Source organism: Streptomyces sp. NPDC001204, from assembly GCF_053598035.1.
The window spans coordinates 56,303-76,793 of record NZ_JBSFJL010000034.1 but is presented as its reverse complement, the minus strand read 5'-3'; the positions used below and the strand labels follow the sequence as shown (position 1 = coordinate 76,793).

12 protein-coding genes and 2 pseudogenes are annotated in these 20,491 nt (G+C 68.2%); 7 read left to right on the top strand and 7 right to left on the bottom strand.

Features of this window, described 5'->3' with window-relative positions; translation table 11 throughout:
• Window positions 1–251: 251 nt before the first annotated feature.
• Both ACWC91_RS33870 and ACWC91_RS33865 read left to right on the top strand, forming a co-directional pair.
• Window positions 252–692, top strand: coding sequence for an Lrp/AsnC family transcriptional regulator (locus tag ACWC91_RS33870; RefSeq protein ID WP_225080942.1), 441 nt, complete (start codon window positions 252–254; stop codon window positions 690–692).
• Between the two features lie 66 nt (window positions 693–758).
• The gene (locus ACWC91_RS33865; RefSeq protein WP_450641136.1) at window positions 759–3,716 is read left to right on the top strand and encodes an aminotransferase; all 2,958 of its coding nucleotides are present in this window, start codon (window positions 759–761) and stop codon (window positions 3,714–3,716) included.
• A 481-nt stretch (window positions 3,717–4,197) separates the two neighbouring features.
• Here the strand turns inward: ACWC91_RS33865 and sbnB are convergent, their stop codons facing one another.
• Genes sbnB through ACWC91_RS33845 form a run of 4 tightly spaced genes read right to left on the bottom strand, consistent with a single transcriptional unit; the run spans window position 4,198 to window position 11,438 of the window.
• Complete coding sequence (gene sbnB / locus ACWC91_RS33860) at window positions 4,198–5,268, bottom strand: 2,3-diaminopropionate biosynthesis protein SbnB (protein ID WP_450641137.1); 1,071 nt, start codon at window positions 5,266–5,268, stop codon at window positions 4,198–4,200.
• Complete coding sequence (locus ACWC91_RS33855) at window positions 5,265–6,269, bottom strand: TauD/TfdA family dioxygenase (protein WP_225080939.1); 1,005 nt, start codon at window positions 6,267–6,269, stop codon at window positions 5,265–5,267. The genes sbnB and ACWC91_RS33855 overlap by 4 nt, the downstream gene beginning before the upstream one ends.
• 23 nt (window positions 6,270–6,292) lie before the next feature.
• Entirely contained in the window at window positions 6,293–8,806 is a 2,514-nt protein-coding gene (locus ACWC91_RS33850; protein ID WP_450641139.1) for a non-ribosomal peptide synthetase, read from the bottom strand.
• 37 nt (window positions 8,807–8,843) lie between these two features.
• Window positions 8,844–11,438 carry a Pls/PosA family non-ribosomal peptide synthetase gene (locus ACWC91_RS33845; protein WP_225080937.1) on the bottom strand — a complete coding sequence of 865 codons (2,595 nt, stop codon included), beginning with the start codon at window positions 11,436–11,438 and terminating at the stop codon, window positions 8,844–8,846.
• Between the two features lie 571 nt (window positions 11,439–12,009).
• On the opposite strand from ACWC91_RS33845, the gene sbnA reads away from it, so the two are divergent.
• Entirely contained in the window at window positions 12,010–12,996 is a 987-nt protein-coding gene (sbnA, locus tag ACWC91_RS33840; RefSeq protein WP_225080936.1) for a 2,3-diaminopropionate biosynthesis protein SbnA, read from the top strand.
• 310 nt (window positions 12,997–13,306) lie between these two features.
• On the opposite strand, the gene ACWC91_RS33835 is transcribed toward sbnA, so the two are convergent.
• Together ACWC91_RS33835 and ACWC91_RS33830 are read right to left on the bottom strand one after the other, a co-directional pair.
• Entirely contained in the window at window positions 13,307–13,801 is a 495-nt protein-coding gene (locus ACWC91_RS33835) for a PaaI family thioesterase (protein WP_225080945.1), read from the bottom strand.
• Window positions 13,802–13,957: 156 nt separating this feature from the next.
• Window positions 13,958–14,449, bottom strand: coding sequence for a winged helix-turn-helix transcriptional regulator (locus tag ACWC91_RS33830; protein WP_225080935.1), 492 nt, complete (start codon window positions 14,447–14,449; stop codon window positions 13,958–13,960).
• Between the two features lie 109 nt (window positions 14,450–14,558).
• Between ACWC91_RS33830 and ACWC91_RS33825 the strand changes: the two genes are divergently transcribed.
• The 4 genes and pseudogenes from ACWC91_RS33825 to pknB form a co-directional block, all read left to right on the top strand.
• On the top strand, window positions 14,559–15,257 hold the full coding sequence (locus ACWC91_RS33825; protein WP_376505206.1) for an SDR family oxidoreductase: 699 nt from the start codon (window positions 14,559–14,561) through the stop codon (window positions 15,255–15,257).
• A 12-nt stretch (window positions 15,258–15,269) separates the two neighbouring features.
• Window positions 15,270–16,853, top strand: coding sequence for an MFS transporter (locus ACWC91_RS33820; RefSeq protein ID WP_225080933.1), 1,584 nt, complete (start codon window positions 15,270–15,272; stop codon window positions 16,851–16,853).
• A 205-nt stretch (window positions 16,854–17,058) separates the two neighbouring features.
• A pseudogene (locus ACWC91_RS33815) lies at window positions 17,059–17,142 on the top strand (DUF6207 family protein); the annotation flags it as partial.
• 641 nt (window positions 17,143–17,783) lie between these two features.
• Window positions 17,784–18,989 (top strand): annotated as a pseudogene (gene pknB, locus ACWC91_RS33810) (Stk1 family PASTA domain-containing Ser/Thr kinase); the annotation flags it as partial.
• Window positions 18,990–19,924: 935 nt separating this feature from the next.
• Here pknB and ACWC91_RS33805 read toward each other — a convergent pair.
• Window positions 19,925–20,329, bottom strand: a complete 405-nt coding sequence (locus ACWC91_RS33805; RefSeq protein WP_225080154.1) for a type II toxin-antitoxin system PemK/MazF family toxin — start codon at window positions 20,327–20,329, stop codon at window positions 19,925–19,927.
• Window positions 20,330–20,491: the final 162 nt, after the last annotated feature.

The following is a 20,491-nucleotide window of genomic DNA, read 5'->3' as shown; positions in this document are numbered from 1 at the left end:
CAGGCAACCCACGGTGTGCCCGGATGGGGGCTCACCTTGCTGCGGCATAGACGGAAACCGATGACCCGCCGGCGTCGGCTTGGTCAGTCGGCATGGCCGGGAACCCAACAGGGCTTCGGCGTGCGCGGAGAGCCTGCGAGCCAGGATTCGCTCGATTCTGTCGTCAGAACACTTGATTCGAGCGAGGACATCCGTCATTGTGCTTGAAACGACTACATGACTTGCTATTCACGCGAGTGAGGGGGCCCTTCTTGGACGACATCGACCGCGCCATCCTGCGGGAGCTGCAGGTCGACGGTCGCATCCCCTACACCGAGCTGGGGCCGAAGGTGGGACTGTCGCCCTCGGCGGCAAGGCACCGGCTGCAGCGATTGATCGACACCAAGACGGTCCAGATCGTCGGGGTGACCGACCCGATGACCATGGGCCAGCAGACGGTGGCGCTCCTCGGCCTGCGCGTCGAAAGCGATTCCCGCGCGGTGGCCGATGAATTGTCCCGGCATGACGAAGTCGTGTACACGGTCCTGACCTCTGGCCGCTATGACCTGTTCGCCGAGGTCGTACGCAGTCGCCCTGGTGATCTTCTGGACTTCATCAACGACGTCGTACGGGCCATCAAGGGCGTCACATCGGTGGAGACCTTCCCCTACTTCGCGATTCACACCCACCGCTTCTTGTGGGAAGTCGACTAGAGACGTCCGAGCATCCGCGCCGGGCCTGCCCACACCACGCTCCACCCACCAGCCGAGGAATCCCGCATGCCGCACGACGAGTACCGCACCATCGACTTCTTCGCCCAAGGCGCTCTCCCCGCACCCCAGGTGACACTGGCTCAGGCCGAGCGGATCGGCACCCGACACCTTGGCGTCGGCGTGCGTGCGGAGGCGCTGGGAAGCCAGCAGGACGCCAACTTCCTGCTGCACGGCGACGATGGCACGGCCTTGGCCATTCTGAAGATCGCCAACCCTGCCTTCGGCCCTACGGAGATCGAGGCCCAGGACACCGCCGCCGACCTGATCGCTGCGGCTCACCCAGAACTGCGCATCGCCACCGTCCTGCGCCGCCCCGACGGTTCACCGCAGTGCACGACGGTGGACACCGCGAGCGGGCCGGCCATCGCGCGGCTGATGCGATACCTGCCCGGCGGTCCGCTCTCGGGACCACGGCACCTGTCCCCGAACGCGGTGGCGGCCATGGGCACGATCGGCGGAAAGGTCAGCACCGCCCTGCGGGACTTCCACCACCCTGGCCTCAAACGCGTTCTCCAGTGGGACCTGCGGCACGCCGACCGCGTCGTCGCCAAGCTCGCGGAGCACATCGACGAGCCCGACCGGCGCACCGCCGTTCAGGCCGCGACCGCCGACGCCTGGGCGCGGGTCCAGACGCTTGCCGCCGCGCTTCCGTCTCAGGCGGTCCACCTGGACCTCACCGACGACAACCTCATCCGTTCTCCCGACGGCCGCCTGCCCATGCCCGACGGGGTCATCGACTTCGGTGACGTGACCACGAGCTGGGCAGTCGGCGAACTCGCCGTGTCGCTCTCCTCGATGCTCCACCACGACGGGGTCGAGCCCCATCACGTGCTGCCCGCCGTCCGGGCCTTCCACGCCATTCGGCCGCTCTCCCAGGAGGAGGCGGAAGCGTTGTGGCCGCTCGTGGTCCTGCGCGCGGCCGGCCTGGTCGCCAGCGGGCGGCACCAGGCCGCCGTCGACGAGGACAACGCCTACGCCAAGGCCGCGCTCGACCGCGAGTGGCACATATTCGAGCAGGCCACCCGCCTGCCCCTTCCAGTGATGATCCACCTCATCAAGGACGCGCTCGGCCTGGCCGACGTGCCTGCCCGCGCCGATTCACCGGCGCACTTGCTGCTGCGCGGCCTCGCCGCCGACGACATCACTCTCCTCGACCTGTCCACCGGCGCCGACTCCATGGACCACGGAGCCTGGCTCGAAGCCGGCACCGAGGACTGGCTCTCGGCCTCCGCACTCGCGGACGGAGCAGCCGCGGTGGCCACCCCGTACGCGCATCCACGGCTCACTCAGGCCCCGGCACTGTCAGCCGTTTCCGCTCCCACGGTTCCCACCGGCATCGACCTGTGGCTCGGCCGGCCTGCCGTGGCGCAGGCCCCCGCCGCGGGGAAGGTCCTCGCCACGGCACCGGGTCGTGTGGAGATCACCTACGGCCCGCAGGCGCTGACGTTGTCCTTCCCCCGCACGGTTCACCCAGTGGTTTCCACCGGCTCGGCGGTCCAGGCGGGCGAGGACCTCGCCCATCTCCCCACCGGAACCCCACTCCACCTTTCGCTGCGCAACGCCGACAGCCCTTCCGTCCCTCCGTCGGTACGCCCCGAATACGCCGCCGGCTGGCTCGCGCTCACCGCAGACCCCGCCCCGCTCATCGGTCTCCGGGCCGCCGGCCGTGCGCAGGACAGGGACCTGCTCGACCGACGTGACGCCGTGCTCGCGACCGTGCAGGAGCACTACTACGCCGAACCTCCCCGCATCGAGCGTGGCTGGCGCCACCATCTGCTCTCCACCGACGGCCGCTCCTACCTCGACATCGTCAACAACGTCACCCCGCTGGGCCACGCGCACCCCCGCGTCGAGCAGGCGGTCTCCCGGCAGTTGCGACGACTCAACACCAACTCGCGATTCCACTACGCCTCGGTGGTGGAGTTCACCGAACGCCTCGCCGCCCTGCTGCCCGAGCCCCTGGACACGGTGTTCCTGGTCAACTCCGGTTCCGAGGCGGTGGATCTGGGCCTGCGGCTGGCCATCGGCGCCTCCGGACAGCACGACGTCGTCGCACTGCGAGAGGCGTACCACGGCTGGACCTACGCCTCCGACGCGGTCTCCACCTCACTCCAGGACAATCCGAACGCCCTGGCAACCCGGCCGAGTTGGGTCCACACGGTGGACTCGCCCAATTCCTATCGTGGCCTGCACCGCGGGGCAGATGCGGTGTGCTACGGGCCCGAGGCCGCCGCGGTGATCGACGAGCTGGCCGCCTCCGGTCGCCCGGCAGGAGCCTTCCTCAGCGAGACCTTCTACGGCAACGCCGGTGGAGTGGCCCTGCCCGACGGCTACCTCGCCGAGGTGTACGCGGCGGTCCGCCGCCACGGCGGTCTGGCCGTCGCCGATGAGGTCCAGGTCGGCTACGGCCGCCTGGGACACTGGTTCTGGGGCTTCGAGCAGCAGCAGGTCGTCCCTGACGTCGTCTGTGTCGCCAAGGCCATGGGCAACGGGCACCCCCTCGGCGCCGTCATCACGTCCAAGTCGGTTGCGGACCGGTACCGCGACCAGGGTTACTTCTTCTCCTCCACCGGTGGCAGTCCGGTCTCCAGCATCGTGGGCCTCACCGTCCTGGACACCCTGCGCGATGAGGATCTCCAGGGCAATGCGGTGCGCGTCGGCGGCCGTCTGAAGAGCCGGCTTGAGGCACTGGCCGACCGCTACGGCATCATCGGCGCCGTCCACGGCTCGGGCCTCTACCTCGGCCTCGAACTCGTCCGGGACCGCGTCACCTTGGAACCCGCCACGGAAGAGACCGCCGAACTCTGCGACCGCATGCTCGACCTCGGCGTAATCGTCCAGCCCACCGGCGACCACCTCAACATCCTGAAGATCAAGCCGCCGTTGTGCATCGACGCCACCGCGGTGGACTTCTTCGTCGACATGCTGGACCAGGCCCTCGCCCAACTCGGCCACTCCCGCTGACGTCGTACGTCCGGAGGCCGGATCTGACGCTGCCTCCGAGAAGGGTGCCGGTCCGTCGGCGTAGTCGTCGTCTTCGGCAGGCTCGCACCCGCGGCGGCGGGTACGACACCCACCTCGGAAGGCGGCTGACTCCTGCCATTCCCGATCGGCCACGGCCGGCTCGGCCTGGATACCGTCGGGCTCCTCCCGCAGCTCATCCACCCGACGGCGAGCACTCAGCTCGCGCTGTTCCAGCAGCCCGACCACCGACGGCATCCACGACCCCGCAGGCAGCGACGACATGACAAGCCGTCACTCCCACCAGATCGCCAGCCCTATGCCCCGCCAGCGAAAACGCAGTACGTCCGGAAGGACAACTGCTTCCAACACGCACATTGTGATCCGGACGCAGAGCAGGCCCCAACTGCTGCCTTGCCTGATCCGCGTACCCGAGCGAGACGGGGCAGTCGTCCCGGCGGACCCACGGGGTGCTGTGGGCCGGTCACCCGTGCTGGCGCAGGTCGTGGAAGAAGTCCTCGATCACATTGAGCTCTCCGGAGCGGGCCGTCTCGTCGTAGACGTATTTGCCGACAGCGAGGTCGAGTACTCCGAGGCCGAACGGCGAGAAGACCACAGGCCGGCCCGAGGGGGGCGTTACTCGTCCGCTCATGACGTCGGCGAGAGTGCCGTGCAGGAAGCCGCGGTTGCCGATGAGCTGCTCGGCCAGGTGCGGGGAGGTGTCGGCTTTGAGGCAGTGTTCGACGTCGTCGACGATGTTGGTCGAGGCGAGGATGATCTCCGGCGCCAGGTCGCGCAGGGACAGATGCAGAACCAGTGGGTTGTGGTGGAACCAGGCCGGGTCCCTGACATGTGGCTCGGCCGCAACGGTGGCGAACACGACGAGGTCGCTGGAACGGACGAGGTCCTCGGGGCTGCCCTGCGCGGTGATCCGTGCGGCGCTGCCGGTCTGCTGGAGGTAGTCTCGGAACCCCGCTGCGCTGCGGTGGGACAGGTCATGGACACCGATCTCGTCGAAGGACCAGCCCACGGCAGTCAGGAAGGTGTGGATGTAGCGGGCGATCAGGCCCGTACCGAAGAACCCGATGCGGGTGGGGCGTTGCCGGTTGCGGGTGAGGCGGTCGGCGGCCAGCGCTGCGGATGCGGCGGTTCTGGTGGCGCTGATGATGGAGCTTTCCAGACAGGCGAAGGGGTAGCCGGTGTCGTGATCGTTGAGGATCAGGACGGCGGACGCCCTGGGGATGCCGGCCTGGACGTTGTCGGGGAAACTGGAGATCCATTTGAGCCCGTCCACCTGCGCCTGTCCGCCGATCGAGGCGGGCAGCGCGATGATCCGGGAGGTGGGTCGGTCGGGGAAACGCAGGAAGTAGGAGGGAGGATTGACCGACTCCCCTGCGGCGTGCAGCCGGTAGGTGGCCTCGATGAGGTCCACGATCTGCGCTTCCCTGCCCTGCAGGGCGTGCTCGACCTGGGCGCCGGAGATCACTGCGAACGGGGGCACGGTGTGCGGCTGGGACATGACGGGCTCCATAGCCGTGGAACGGACGGTGGTCATCCGGCGCTCATCTCGCCGGTCGGCGGGCATGGGACCGGGCTCAGCGGCTCGGCCATGGCGACAAGCACCTCACGTGGTCCTTGGAATGCCTCCCTGCTGTGAGCGGTGCGCACATTGTCGACGAGCATGAGGTCGCCGGCCCGCCACGGTTCGCGGGCGGTGTGGGCGGCGTAGGTGTCGTTGAGGAGCTGAATGATGTCCGGGCCGATGGTGTCGCCGCCCCCGAAGCGGGTGTTGAACGGCAGCGACTCGGCGCCGTGGACGTCGATGAGGTAATCGCGGATCTCGGGATCGATCGTCCATTCGTTGAGGAAGGCGATCTGGTTGAACCAGCAGCGGCGGCCGGTGACCGGGTGGGCCGTCACGGCGGGGCGGAGCTGGCGGGTGCGCAGGCTGCCGTCGGGTTGCCAGTCGAATTCGATACCGGCTGTGCGGCAGTAGTCCTCGATGGCCCTGCGGTCATCGGTGCCGAAGGCCTCGCCGTAGGAGGCGCCGATCTCGTCGTTGTAGGTGCGGGAGAGCAGCCAGCCTTCTTGTTCGAAGCGGTGGACCAGATCGGTGGGCAGTGCTTCCAGGACGGCGGCGGCGTCGGCGACGGCGGTGGCTCCGCCGGTCGTGGGTGCGGTCAGGCACGCGAACAGCATGAGGCCGGGGGGCTGGAGTGTGTAGCTGAGTTCGTGGTGCATACACATCGGCTGGTTCGGCGGCCATGCGGAGGAGGAGTACACACCCGGTGTGTAGGTACGGCGGGGGGCGAAGGATTCCTTGTCGGTCATCAGGGCCGGGGCCAGGCGGTAGAGGGCGTCGCCGGCCCGCTCCGCGTCGCGCAGATGCAGGCCACGGATGAGGACCGCGCCGTGTTCGGTGACCAGGGTGCGCAGTGCGCGGTGGTGTTCCGCTGCCCAGGCTGGTGCAGCATCGGCGGTGTCCACGTGCAGGATCGGCGGTTTGCCGGGATTCAGCTCCACGTTGGGGAGGGACACCGGTGTCGCGTATGACATGGTGCTGTTCCTTTCGATGCGGTTCAAAGAGAGGTCATTGGTCCGGTTGCGTGGCGTTCGCGTCGGTTGTCGACCAGGGCAGCGAGGTCGTTGAGGACCGGGTGTGCGATGACGTCCTTGGGGGCCACGGCGCGGTCCAGGGCCACGGCGAGTTTCACCGCCGAGAGGGAGGTGCCGCCGCGGTCGAAGAAGTGGTCGCGGCGTCCGATGTGGTCCTGGGGCACGCCGAGGACGTGCCCCCAGGCGGCCGCCAACCGCTGCTCGGTCGGTGTGGCCGGCGCCTCGTGGTCGTGCTCGCTGGTCGCGAGTTGTGCGGCGAGCGCCGTCAGTGCTTTCTTGTCGATCTTGCTGTTGGCGGTCAGCGGCAGGCTCGCGCGCCAGTGGAAGGCCGCCGGGACCATGTAGGTGGGCAGAGACGCGCCCAGCAGGTCGTTGAGGGTCCCGGGGTCGACGGGCTTCACGGCGGAGTAGAAGGCGACCAGATGCTTGCTCTGATCGGCGCGTTCGGCCACCACCACCGCGCCGTCGCGGATACCGGGGAGGCGGAGCAGCGCGTTCTCGATCTCGCCGATCTCGATCCGGAACCCGCGGATCTTGACCTGGGCGTCGCGACGGCCGAGGAACTCCAGTTTCCCCGAAGGATGCCAGCGCCCGTAGTCACCACCGAGATAGAGCCGTGTGCCGGCGCGTTGCGGATCGGCCAGGTAGGCCGCTCGCGTGCGTTCGGGATCGTTGATGTATCCACGGCCGACACAGACCCCGGAGAACGCGATCACGCCCGGGGCGCCCAGCGGCACTGGTGCGAGGTGTTCGTCAACGACGTAGATGCGCACGTTGTTGACCGGGCGGCCGAGCAGGATGCGTTCCGGCGCTCGGTGCATGACGTCGTGGTTGGTGTCGTCCGAGGTCTCGGTGAGCCCGTAGGCGTTGACCAGCGCGATTCGGGGCTGAGCGGTGAACCAGCGCTCGGCGATCTCCTTCTTCAGTGCCTCCCCGGTGACCGACAGGTATCGCAGGTCGGGCAGTGCCCGGGGGCGCTGTTCGAGCTCGGTCAGGACGGCTTCGAGGTAGGAGGGCACGAGCTGCAGGACGGTGGCCCTGCCCTCGGTGACGGTGTCGAGGAATCGGGGGACGTCGAGGATGGCCTCCTGTTCGACCAGCAGGGTTCGCCCACCGGTCAGCAGGGCGCACAGCAACTGCCACAGGGAGATGTCGAAGCACTGTGGCGCGGTCTGGGCGACCACCTGCCCCTCGCCGATCCGGAGGTCGTCGATCTTGGCGTAGAGGTGGTTGAGCAGGCCGGCGTGTTCGCACATCGCGCCTTTCGGCTCACCGGTCGAGCCGGAGGTGAAGTAGATGTATGCCAGTTGGTCGGGCGTGACGTGGATGCCGAGATCGTCGTCCGCGTGGGTTTCTTCGTAGGCCGCCTCGACGAAGAGCCTCTCGATGCCGGGCCGGGACTCGAGTGCCTGGTCGAGGGTGGTGGTGCTGCCCGGTTCGGTCAGCACCAGGGTGCAATCGGCGCGGGAGAGGATGGCAGCGATGCGTTCGGCCGGGAAGTGCGGCTCGATGGGGAGGTAGGCGCCTCCGGATTTGAAGACCGCCAGGACGGCGGCGAGCCAGTCCAAGTTGCGTCCGGTCACCACCGCGACGACATCCTCGCGGGCGAGTCCGCGGCCTGCGAGGGCGCGGGCCAGCAGGTTTGCCCGGGCGTTGAGCTCCGCATAGGTCCACTGCCGGTCGGCGTGAACGGCCGCGATGGCATCCGGGTGCATCCGCACCCGGTCCTCGAACAGTTCATGTACCCTCGCGCTCGGCAACTCCCTTGTCGGTCCGGCCAGTCGGTCGAGCTGGAAGCGCACTTCCTCATCGGACAGCAGGCTCTGGCACGCGTGTTCGGCATCGGGGTCGGCGGTGATCAGCGCAAGCGCGGTCACGTGATAACCGGCGATGCGGGCGGCGCTGTCGGCGTCGAGCCTGTCGGTGCGGTAACGCAGTCGCAGCATGAGTCGGCCGTTGTGGGGCCGGATGCCCACCCGCAGCGTGGTGTCCCCGGCGAGGTCCCCGTCGATTGTGGTGGGATCGAGAACGGTCTCGAACAACGGCCCGATCAGGCCCAGTTCGCGCCTGAGATGGTCGATGTCCGAGGCCGGAACATCCTGGTGCGTCAGCAGTTCAGTGGTCGCCTGGTGGGTGGTGCGCAGCAGTTCCCTCCATGAGGCGGGTGCGGTGGTGAGCCGGCAGGGCAGGAGGTTGCCGCCGTGGGTGACGTAGCCGGTGGTGATCTGCTCCTCAGCTGACAGCGCCGCGAGCACCTTGGCGTGCGTCGCCAGCAGAAGCGAGTCAAGCGGTATCGCCAGTTCGTCGGCCAGCCGGCACAGCCCGGTGACGATGCCTTCGGGGACTTGTGTCTCGTACTGGCTCACGCCGGGCACCGGGTGGAGGGTCCAGCGTGGCACGGGGGTGAATCCGCCGGTTGTCAGTACGTCCCGCCAATACTCCAGACCGTTTCGGGTGGGGTTCGGGTGCGTTGCCATCGGTTCGTCTCCTGTGCTTGTGGCTGGTGTCGCGGTGTCAGTTGCCATGGGCTCGGGCGGCGTGGGCGGCGTCGGCTTCCGGGCGGTCCTCGAGGGGGATTTCGTTGCCCGGCGTGTCCTGGGCCGGGTTGCCCGCCCACTTGGCGTGCGGGGGGATTTCCTCGCCCTTCATGAGGAAGGAGTCAGGGGCAAGCACGGCGCCGTCGCCGATCGTCACGCCGTAGTGGACGAAGGCGCCGACCCCGAGGGTGCAACCGCTGCCGAGGGCGCTGCGGTCGGACTTGAAGGCGCCGTCCTCCTGTGAGTGGCACTGGATCACGGTCCCGGCGTTGAGCGTGCTGTCGTCGCCGATGGTGACGAGGGTGCGCTCCGGGAGGAAGCAGCCGTCGTCGAAGACCCGTTTGCCGATCCGGGCCCCCAGGAGCCGCCAGATGACGTTCTTGAAGGGGGTGCCGTTGAAGACCTGGATGTAGTCGACCGACGCCATCTTCCAAAAGCGTTCGTGGTGCCAGAAGGGGGGCTCATAGATCGAGCAGTACAGCGGCTGCTGCGCTTTGAAGCCGGTGGAGGCCCGTTCGATCAGCGCGAAGTGGACGATGGTGAACGTGAAGGTGAGGACGGTGGCCAGGGCGATCGCCGGTGCACCGAGCGCGGGATAGAGGTTGGCCGCGCCCATGGTGACAAGGGTGATCACGAAGAGGTGGCTCCACCTCGCCAGCAGGTACAGGCCGGCGGTTGCGGCATTGTGCCTGTTCTTGGCGGCCAGGCGGCGGCGCAGCTCATCGCCGGTCCGCAGATGGTTGAACCTGTTGTCCCGCAGCACTGTGCGCGGTATCTCGAAGCTGGGTGAGCCCAGCAGGCCCACGCCTTCACGCACCGGACCATCGGTGGGGACCATGACTTTCGTGGCGAGCAGGCAGTTGTCTCCGGTCTTGCCCTGTGAGGGGTAGGCGACGCGGTTCCCGAGGAAGTTCCGGGGCCCGATCGACGCGCGGGACACGCGGAAGGAAGTGCTGGAGAAGTCGGCGTTCATGAGGGACAGACCGTCGGCGATCATGGTGCCGGTGCCGACAGAGCTCAGGTACGGGTTGTCGTGCTGTACCTCGGTGCCGAAGTTCGACCCGGTCTGCTCGATGCGGGACAGGTCGTATCCGAGGTAGCGCAGGTAGTGGACGATGCCGGAGCTGTCGCCGAAGAGCGTGGCGAAGAACTTCCTGTTGGTCATCAGCGTGATCACCCGCTGGATGCCGTATTGGAGGCCGTACAGCGGATAGACCTTGCCAGGCTTGATGGCCCTGTTGAGGACACGCGGCACGGTGCCCAGGACCAGGAGGCCGCCGAGCGTCGAGCCGCAGAGCACCGCCGAGGAGACGATCAGGGCATCGACGAAGAACGCCGGGCTGGCCATCGGCCGGGGGTTCAGAAGCGGGTGAAGCAGCGGGACGCCGGCCAGCAGGGCGCTCACGGCGCCCGTCGTCAGCGGCAGCCACAGCACCAGCAGACTCAGCAGTTGCAGAACACCGTACGCGGCCCTCTTGCGGGTGGGGCAGTCGGCTGGGCCGACCCTCCCGTAGTCCACGTCGCTCGGCTGCGCCGGCGAGCCGTGCCAGCGTTCGCCGGCCGGCACCACCTGGCCGCGGTGCAGGGAGGAGGCGTGGCCCAGTTGGGCGCCGTCGCCCATCTCGGTTCCGATGTCGAGGACCGTGTGCTCGCTGATGAGCACATTGCTGCCGAGCGTGACGCGGCCGGTCTGGATCAGCCCGCCGTGGGCGCGGTAGCAGGACAGCAGCACGTCCTTGCGGATGACCGTACCGTCACCGATGGTGAGCAGGTCGGCGCAGACCGGGATCGTACGGGTGAGGATCGTGACGCCCCTGCCGATCCGCGCGCCGAGCGCCCTGAGATAGAGCACGTAAAGCGGTGAGCCGATGAACAGCCGCAGGGGACTTGTGCGGATCAGGGTCTTGACGACCCAGAAGCGCAGATACTCCATGCCCCACAGGGGGAACTCGCCTGCTCGCCAGCGGCCGATGAGTGTCCATTTCGCCACGATCGGGAAGGCGCACAGCCCCAGGAAACCCGCGCCGGCGCACAGAACCGATCGCAGGTAGAGGTCGAACAGACCCGAGCCAGCGGAGATCCATGCGTAGCTTGCGGCGGCGGCGAAGGCGGTGAGCAGGGAATAGCCCAGGAAGAACAGGGACTGCAGCATTCCGCAGAAGATGTATCGCACGGTGGCGGCCGGAGCCCTTGCACCGGCAGGCGTCCGCGCGACCGAAGTCTGCGCCGGCGCCGACGCGTCCACGAGCGAATACGGGGACGGGACGGGAGCGGGCGCGGCGTCGGAGAGCGCGACGGCGAGGCTCCGGATGGTGGGATACCGGTAGATGTCCTTCATCGACACCGCCGGCAGGTCCTCCCGCTTCCTCACCCGCGCACAAAACTGCGCCATCACCAGGGAATCTGCGCCCAGGTCATTGAAGAAGTGACTGTGGGGCGGTACCTGCTCCACACCTACGACGCCGGCCAGCACCTCAGCCAGAAGCCTCTCGGTGCCGGTCGCCGAACCGGCCGCCCTGTCGTCCTGGAAGGTCGAGATGTCAGCCGGATCAGCCGCAATTGCGTCCGTCATTTTGTCTAGCACAAGAACTCCTCGAGGACGTTTCCTCAGCGTGTACGGATTCGTGACGCCCGGCCTCTTCAGTAGGCCCGTCCGGAGAGTTCCTGTCCTGTCCCTGAATTTCGGGGCTTGACATCGAAGTCTGGCATTGATAATGAGCCACTTCGCGCTCGCCGCACTGTGGCCCCTTGATCTCTGCACACGTCGCGCTGCTCGCGCCCGCGTTGCACGGCACGCGATCAATCCACGGGTGAATCGCCCGGCAATTGCATCGCACGCCACCGTCCCGTACGGCGCTTTACGGGTGGGGACTGCGGGGCAGGAGACAGGGCGCCAACCGATGGTGATCGGGCTTGGAAAGCGGTCATTGATCCCGGTGGCGCGACAACCGGATCCCGTCGCGCCGTATACGGGCGCACAGGGCGCGTGTCAAGTCCCGAATTTCGGCGGCATGACACGACTGCTCAGATTTGGGCGTACTGGAGGCATTCCGGCGAGTCGCCGCTCGCCGCCGAATTTCTCCCTGTACGACACAGAGACGGATCGGCTACAGGGAGACCTCCTGTAGTCGCGAGGAGACGACATGCCTGTCATATCCGCCCCCCAGGCCTTCAACGAGGACGATCTCTACGTCGACCTCGAGGGAATCTTCGAGTACCCGTTGTTCCTCAAATGCGAGGGATTCAATTTCGCCGGCTCGATCAAGGTCAAGGCCGCCGTCGAAATGGTCGAGAGTGCCGAACGCGACGGACTGCTGACGCCGGACTCGGTTCTGGTCGAGTCGTCCTCGGGCAACCTGGGCGTGGCCCTGAGCGTGGTCGCGGCCAACAAGGGATATCGGTTTCTGTGCGTGACCGACTCCCGCTGCAACCTTGCGACGAGGATGATGATGGAGGCCTTGGGCAGCCAGGTCCACGTCATCACCGAGCCCGACCCCGTCGGCGGGCTCCTCGGCGCGCGCATCGATCACGTCCAGGCGCTGTGCGCCTGCGACGAGCGCTATGTGTGGCTCAACCAGTACGCCAACCCCAGCAACAGCATGGCCCACTACCAACGGACCGCCCCGGCCATCGCCCGGCAGTTCCCGGACCTGGACGTGCTGTTCGTCGGGGCCGGCACCACCGGGACCCTGATGGGCTGCGCGCGCTACTTCCGCACGTGGCACCGGCCGGTACGCGTCGTGGCCGTCGACACCATCGGCTCGGTGACCTTCGGAGGCGTCCCTGGTCGCCGGATGATTCCCGGGTTGGGCACCAGCATCCGCCCCCCGCTGCTGGACGAGTCCTATGTCGACGATGTGGTGCGCGTCGAAGAGGCCGACACCATCCGGGCCTGTCACCGGCTGGCCAGGCGTGGGTTTCTGTTCGGGGGTTCCACCGGGACGGTGGTCAGCGGCGCGATGGCCTGGCTGGCTCGACGGGAGGGACGGGAGTTGACCGCTGTGGCCATCGCCCCGGATCTGGGTGAGCGGTACCTGGAGACCGTCTACCGGACCACCTGGGTGCAGGACCTGTGCGGCGATGACGTCCTCGGCTCCCGGTCCCCGACCACGGCACCTCAGGCAGCCTGACCTCGGCCGAGGACGGCCGCGTGTTCGACGGCTTGCGCTAGCCGCTCTCCTGGGCGTGTCCCGCACTTCACGATCCGGGAGACCGCGGACATCTCCTCGGCCGGAGTCTGCCCGTCCTCGTAGCCGAGCGAGGCGGCGACACCCGCGTTGGGCACCGCCAACGCCGGAAACCCCGACCAGGTCGAGCCTGAACCCGTCCTCGGCGAAGGCTCGGCCAAAGGGCGCTGGCAGCAAGGAGAACACCTGGCCGATGCGGCCCGGACGTGTCAGCCGGTTTTGCAGGTCCTCTCCATCGCGCCGCGCATGATGGTCAGCGGCCCGCGACCGGGAAGAGCATGCAGCTGCTGGTGGCGTGGGCCAGGAGCCGGTCGTCGGAGTCGCGGAGCTCTGCCTGGGCGAGGGCCGTACGGCGGCCGCTGTTGAGGACGGTGCCGATGGCGCGGATCTTTCCGGTGTCGACGGTGATCGGGCGCAGGAATTTCAAGGTCAGGTCGATCGAGGTGTATCCCGTTCCCTGGGGCAGCACGGACTGCACCGCGCAGCCGGCCGCCGAGTCGAGGAGCGTGGCGCAGACGCCGCCGTGGACGCTGCCGATCGGGTTGTAGTGCTCCTCGCCCGGCACCAGGACGAAGACCGCCCGGCCGTGCTCGGCCTCCTCCAGAGTGAAGCCCAGGGTGGCGGCGATCGGCGGGGCGGGCAGGCGCCCGGCCAGGATCTCGCGGAGGAAGTCGAGGCCGCTGTGGTGAGGAACGGCGTCGGCGGAAATGGCAGGGTCTTCCCAGCCGAACGTACGTGACCTGAGCATTCCCGCTCCTGTTGTGTCGGTCGCGCCGGTGATCAGGCACTTCTCCGATGTGTCGGACATGTCGGCAGCTCCTCGGGGGCGTCTGGGTCGGTGTGGCGTGCCGGCCGGCGATCGCTTGGCGGAATCGTCCTGCCTGTTTTTCGGCGGCCGCTGGGTTCAGGAGCTGTCCGGGCTGACGCGGATGAGACCCGGGCCGGCGTCGACGAACGAGCCCCCGATCGGCACGTCGTGGCCGTCGTCGCAGCGGAGCACCGCGTGCACCGGGGCGCCGCAATTCTCGTGGCGTACGACCACGGGGGGCCCTTGTTCGTCGGCGGCCCAGGTGTCGCCCCACTGCCGCAGCGCCGCGAGGACGGGCAGGAAGTCCCGCCCTTTCTCGGTCAGTTGATAGGCGTACCGGGTCCGCTGGCCGGGTTCCTGGTAGGGGGCGCGTTCCAGGAGGCCGGCGGCGGTCAGTTCCTTCAGGCGCGCCGACGCGGCGGGTTCGCCGATGCCCACACGCTTGGCGAAGTCGTCGAACCGGCGTGTGCCGAAGAACGCCTCACGCATGATCAGCAGCGCTGTCCTGTTGCCGGCGATCTCCAGAGTCCTGGCGATTGAGCAGTTGGCCATGGACCAGGCGTCCCGTTCCTCCAGCAGATCCTTCATCTCTCCACCCTCCACCTGACTTGCCTCGCACAAAGTTAGCCTATAGCGTCACGGCTGGCTTCTGCAGCCGTAAGTCAGCTAGGGGTGTGCGCATCCCGAGGGAGGAATCATGGACATCAGCACAACCACCGTCCTGGTCACCGGGGCCAACCGCGGGCTCGGCAGGGCACTTGCCCAGGAACTGGTCGCGCGTGGCGCCACGGTGTACGGGGCGGCCCGCCGACCGGACCAGATCGATCTGCCCGGCGTGAAAGCGATACGGCTCGACGTCACCGACCCCGCCTCCGTCGCCGCGGCTGTCGAGGAGGCCCGTGACATCACGGTGCTGATCAACAACGCGGGCAGTTCCACGGGCGCCGATCTGCTGACCGGCAGCTGGGACGCCGTTCGTCTGGAGATGGAGACCCACTACCTGGGCACCCTCGGCATGATCCGGGCCTTCGCCCCCGTGATCGAGTCCCAGGGCGGAGGAGCCATCCTCAACATCCTGTCCGCGCTGTCGTGGATCAGCTTTCCCACCGTCGGCGCCTACGCCGCCGCCAAGTCTGCGGAGTGGAGCCTGACCAACGCGGTTCGCCAGCAGCTCGCGCCCCGGGGCATCACCGTGTCCGGACTCCACGTCGGCTACATGGACACCGACATGGCCCGCCATGTCGAGGGACCCAAGACCGCCCCGGAGGACGTCGCCCGCGCGGCCGTCGACGGCATTGCCTCCGGGGCGGCTGAGGTCGTCGTCGACGACCTCAGCCGCCAGGTGCAGGCCGATCTCGCCGGTGGCGTCGCCGCCCTGTACCCGCAGCGCGGCTGAGACGAGGACACCGTGACTTCCACTCCTTATCCCGCCCCAGGCCGGCTCAGGCCGGCCGACCGGCACACCGGTGACCGGCCCTCCCCGAACCAGCCCTCCCGGCTCGCCGCCGCCGTCACGCTCATCGCGATGTGCCTGGGCGCCATGACGACCTTTCTGCTGATCACCGCAACGGTGTCGGCGCTGTCGGCCATCCAGGACGACCTGCACGTCTCCCCGACCGGCCTGGTCTGGATACCCTCCGCGTACACCCTGGCCGTGGCCAGCCTGGTGATGTCCGCGGGCACCATCGGCAACCTCTTCGGCCGCAAGCGCACTTTCCTCATCGGCGCCGCGATCATGATCATCGGGTCGCTCACCGTCTACGCCGCGGGTTCAACCGGAGGCGTCATCGCCGGCCAGCTCATCTCCGGCCTCGGCGGCGCTCTCATCCTGCCCAACAGTCTGGCCCTCCTGGGAGCCACCTTCCCCGAACCCCACCGGCGCACCGAAGTCGTCACCATATGGGCGGCCTCCTCCGGCATCGGACTCGCCGTCGGCCCTCTGATCGCGGGCACACTCCTGGACCACTTCCACTGGAACACGGTCTTCCTGTCGACCGCCGTCCTCGCCGTGGTCACCATGGCCGCCGCCGTCTTCGTCGCCGAATCGCGCGGCCCCGAGGGCAAGCTCGACATCCCCGGCCAGGTCCTGGCCGTCCTGGGCATCGCCGCCCTCGTCTACGCCCTCATCGAAGGCGGACACGACGGCTACACCAGCCCGCGGATCCTCGTCGCCTGGGTCATCTCGGCCGCGGCCCTGACCGGTTTCGTCCTCGTCGAGCGCGCGGCCCGCACACCCATGCTGGACATCACCCTGTTCCGGTCGGTGTCCTTCAGCGCCGTCATGTTCGTCGCGGCCGTCTCCCTGTTCGGCTTCACCGGCCTGGCCATCCTGTCGGTGCTCTTCTACGAGCGCGTCCAGCACCTGGCCGCACTGGACGTGGGATGGCGGCTGCTGCCCTTCTTCGGCGTCTACGTCATCGTCAGCTACGCGACCGGACGCGTGATCCGCCGCACCGGCTTCAAGCTCCCACTGACCCTGGGCTTCCTCATCGGAGCCGCCGCCACGGCCGGACTCACCACACTGGACCCGACCACCCCTTACGCCCGGGTGTGGTGGCTCTTCGCGCTCTTCGGGGTCGCAAGCGGGATGGTGGCCGCGCCGAGCACCGCCGCAGCCCTGGTCAGCGTCTCCCATGAACACGCCGGCATGGCCTCCGGAGCCGTCAACGCCTTCCGCCAGATCGGATCCGTCACCGGTACCTCCCTTCTCGGCGCACTCCTCGCCAGCCGCCTTCAGGCCCAACTGCCGGCCCGGCTGGACGCCCACCACGTCCCCCGAGCAGCCTGGCCCGCCGTCGAGCACGCCGTCTCCACCGGCAGCAGCGGCCACCGTGCGGCATCCCCGAACGTGACCGCCGCGGTCGGCGATGCCTTCGCCTCCGGCGTCCACGCCGGCATGACCGTCATCACCGCCGTGTTCCTGTGCGCGGCCCTCGCCTCAGCCCTTCTGATACACAACCGACCGCACCACACCACCGCCACAACGAACTGAACGCAACCCACAAGCCGATCAACTGACCGAACCAAAGGAAGCCGCCATGCCATACCCCGCCGACCAGGTGGAAACCCAAGAAGTCGAGCCACGACTTGCGAAGTACGCATAGCGCGACTTCGGCAAGAGCTCCGTAGAACCCCCGCTCGTCCTGCTCAACCGCTACCGATGAACCAGTGATCACTGGGACCCGGCGACCGCAGCGACGGACCGTACCACCCGGGATACAGGGCAGCCCGGAGTGCGGCTGCGCTGCTACCCGGACGTGCGGCAGACGCTCGGCCCATAGCACCGTGCTGGCCCTTCCTCGTGCTGGGCTGCTGCGGGGCTCCTGTGCTGGTGCTGCTCGCGGCTGGAGGCGTGTCATACCCCCGAGTGTGTGGACCGGTGCCATCGCGTTCGGGCTGGTCAGCGTCCCGATCGCCGTCCTGGGCACAACCGAGGATCACAGCGTTCACTTCCGGCGGACCCCGCCCCCGCCGGCGTCACGCCTCGCGGTACGTCACGGCGTATCGCATATCTCGTAGTCACGCACAGCAGACGGCCCCGGCAACTTGGCCGGCCCACCGCTCGTAGGCCCAGACGGCGAAGACCGCGCGCCGTCCGGTGGCCCGTCCTGTCGCCGGAGGCGGCGGCCTCCGCAAGGCCACCCTGCCGCGTCCCCGCGCTCGTGCGCGAGAGCGCAGCACGGCGCCAGCCCGGAAAGTCAACGGCTTCTGAGGTGCCCCGCCTCGCCCACGCGCTGCGCCGGAGACCCAGCTTGATCATCGGGGCGAGCCGAACGGTGGATCCGGGGCTAAGATCACGCAATCGCCATTGCGGTCGCCGCACGTCGAGCGGCTGGCGAGGGCTTCATCGCCTCCCCGAACCCAGTACTGAAGGTTCGGTCTCCGGGAGGCTCCGAAAAGGGAAGAGGCAGGGGGACTCACCATGGAGGAACCGCGTCGCCACGGCGGGCGGTACGAACTGGGCACGGTACTCGGCCGTGGTGGCATGGCCGAGGTCCATTTCGCCCATGACATCCGCCTTGACCGCTCCGTCGCGGTGAAGACGCTGCGGGCGGACCTCGCCCGCGATCCGTCGTTCCAGGCCCGGTTCCGCAGGGAGGCCCAGTCAGCCGCCTCGCTCAATCATCCCGCGATCTGCGGGGTCCACGACACCGGCGAGGACTTCGTCGACGGCGTCTTGATCCCGTACATCGTCATGGAATACGTGGACGGCTCAACCCTGCGCGATCTGCTGCACAGCGGTCGCCAGTTGCTGCCCGAGCGCGCCATGGAGATGACCGTCGGCATCCTCCAGGCGCTGGAGTACTCGCACCGCAACGGCATCGTCCACCGGGACATCAAGCCCGCCAACGTAATGCTCACCCGCACCGGCCAGGTGAAGGTGATGGACTTCGGCATCGCGCGCGCGATGGGGGACTCCGGCATGACGATGACGCAGACGGCCGCGGTGATCGGCACCGCACAGTACCTCTCGCCGGAGCAGGCGAAGGGCGAGACCGTTGACGCCCGCTCCGACCTGTACTCCACCGGCTGCCTGCTCTACGAACTGTTCACCGTTCGGCCGCCCTTCATCGGCGACTCCCCGGTCGCCGTCGCCTACCAGCACGTACGCGAGGCTCCGCAACCGCCGAGCGCCTTCCGCCCTGAGATCCCTCCCGAGGTGGACGCGATCGTCCTGAAGGCGCTGGCCAAGGACCCTGGCCACCGCTACCAGTCCGCCGACGAGATGCGCGCGGACATCGAGGCGTACCTCGACGGCCGGCCGGTTGCCGCAACGGCCGCGCTCGGCGTCGTCGGATACAGGTACGGCGGCTACACGGACAGCGCACCGACCACCGCCCTGCCGACGCCGCAGCAGCCCCCGCAAGTGTCCAGCTACAGCGACGACGGCGGCCGCCCGGGCAGCGCCGGCTTCGACGCCGGGTACGCCGATCCGGCCCCCGCCGAAGGCCGACGTCTGTCGCTGGGCGCGCTCATCGGCATCGGCGTGGCCGGCCTCGCTCTGATCGGCATTGTCGTGACCACCGCGCTCAGCGTCGGCGGCGACGACCAGCAGCCGGCCGCCGACGACTCCGCCACCTCGGGCAGCGGCCAGTCCGGGACGGACACCGCGCAGGCCCAAGCGAAGTCGCTCGACGCGCTGCTGCAGTCGAGCAACAGCAGCCGCACTGCGGTGATCGACGCGGTCGCCTCCATCAAGCAGTGCAGCAATCTGGCTGGTTCGGCGACCGCCCTGCGCACCGCGGCGAGCCAGCGCGACGACCTGGTCACCAAGCTCTCCCAGCTCACCTTCGACAAACTCCCCAACCACGGCGACCTGGTGGCCCAGCTCACCACGGCCTGGAAGGCGTCCGCCGCCGCCGACAACCACTACGCCGCCTGGGCCGACCAGACGGCCGGCACCAACGGCTGCAATAACGGCCACCCGACGAACACCCCCGACCAGGGCAACGCGGCCAGCGAGCAGGCAACCCTCGCCAAGAAGAAGGCTGCCGCCCTGTGGAACCCCATAGCGCAGCAGTACGGTCTCCCACAGCGTCAGTTCACCGAGCTCTGAGCCGCCAGCCGCGGCATTGAGCCAGGGCTGCAGGTCGTCGGGCAGGGCTCGCCCCACACGAGAGCCCGCGGCGCCAAGGCTCGCTTGTCCGACAACCGATCGGGTGTCGGACGCTGGACCCCAGCAGCGAGTCTGAAAGGTCCGGACGTCCAACAACACCGTTCAGGAACGCGGGCTACCGGCGGATGCGCACAGTGATCTGCACACCTCCACCTACGACGGCGGCTCCGGCCAGTGCAACGGCCAACGGCGTCGGGCCGCCAACGGCTGCAACGGTGAGGGCCGCCGAAAGTGCAACGGCGGCGATGACGTACGGCGCCCATGCCAGTGCGGCACTCGTGGGCTGGAGTTTCCCTCTGCGGTCTGCTGTGTCAATCACGAAGCCTTTTAGTACTCCAGCCGTAGATCGTGATCTCGATCGTGAGGGCGCCGAGGAGACAGGTGGCCAGCGTCGATCATCTGGACGAGATCGACCACGTCATCAGGGGCGTCCGTTCCTTCTCCGCCTACCCGAGTCCACCGAGACGGAGGGCGTCCCTGATTTCGTTGAGCTTCGCGGTCGTCGCTGGGGTCCGCTCCTTCGCCTGCTCACCGAGACGGAGGGCATCCTCAATCTCGCTGAGCTTCGCGGAGGACAGGATGCCCGCTTGTTCGATCAGGTCGTCCCGAGACACTGTGGTCAGCCACGTGCAAGGGGTAAAGCCTGGACGAGGGAACGCGATCCGCAGCACGCCTTCAAAAGGCAGTCCTTCCACGGCTCCTACTGCCACTTCGATGCCCAGACCACTGATGTCGACGCCCGCCGGAGCGACGACCTGCATCACCCGGATCCCGGACGCGTCGTCTCCCGACAGCAGTACGACCGGCCGCCGCTCGTCGAACGCGGCCCACCAGACCTCGCCACGTTGCACATGTCCTCCTGACACAGGACGGCAGGCGGACGCTGCGCGACCCTGACGCGTTGGGGAGACGGATGCGGCCACCGTTGATCATCGGCGTGTGAAGACTGAAGATCATGCGGTGCCCGCAGGTCACAGCGTAGACCCTGCCAGTTGGCAGGAGGCGTTCGAGGG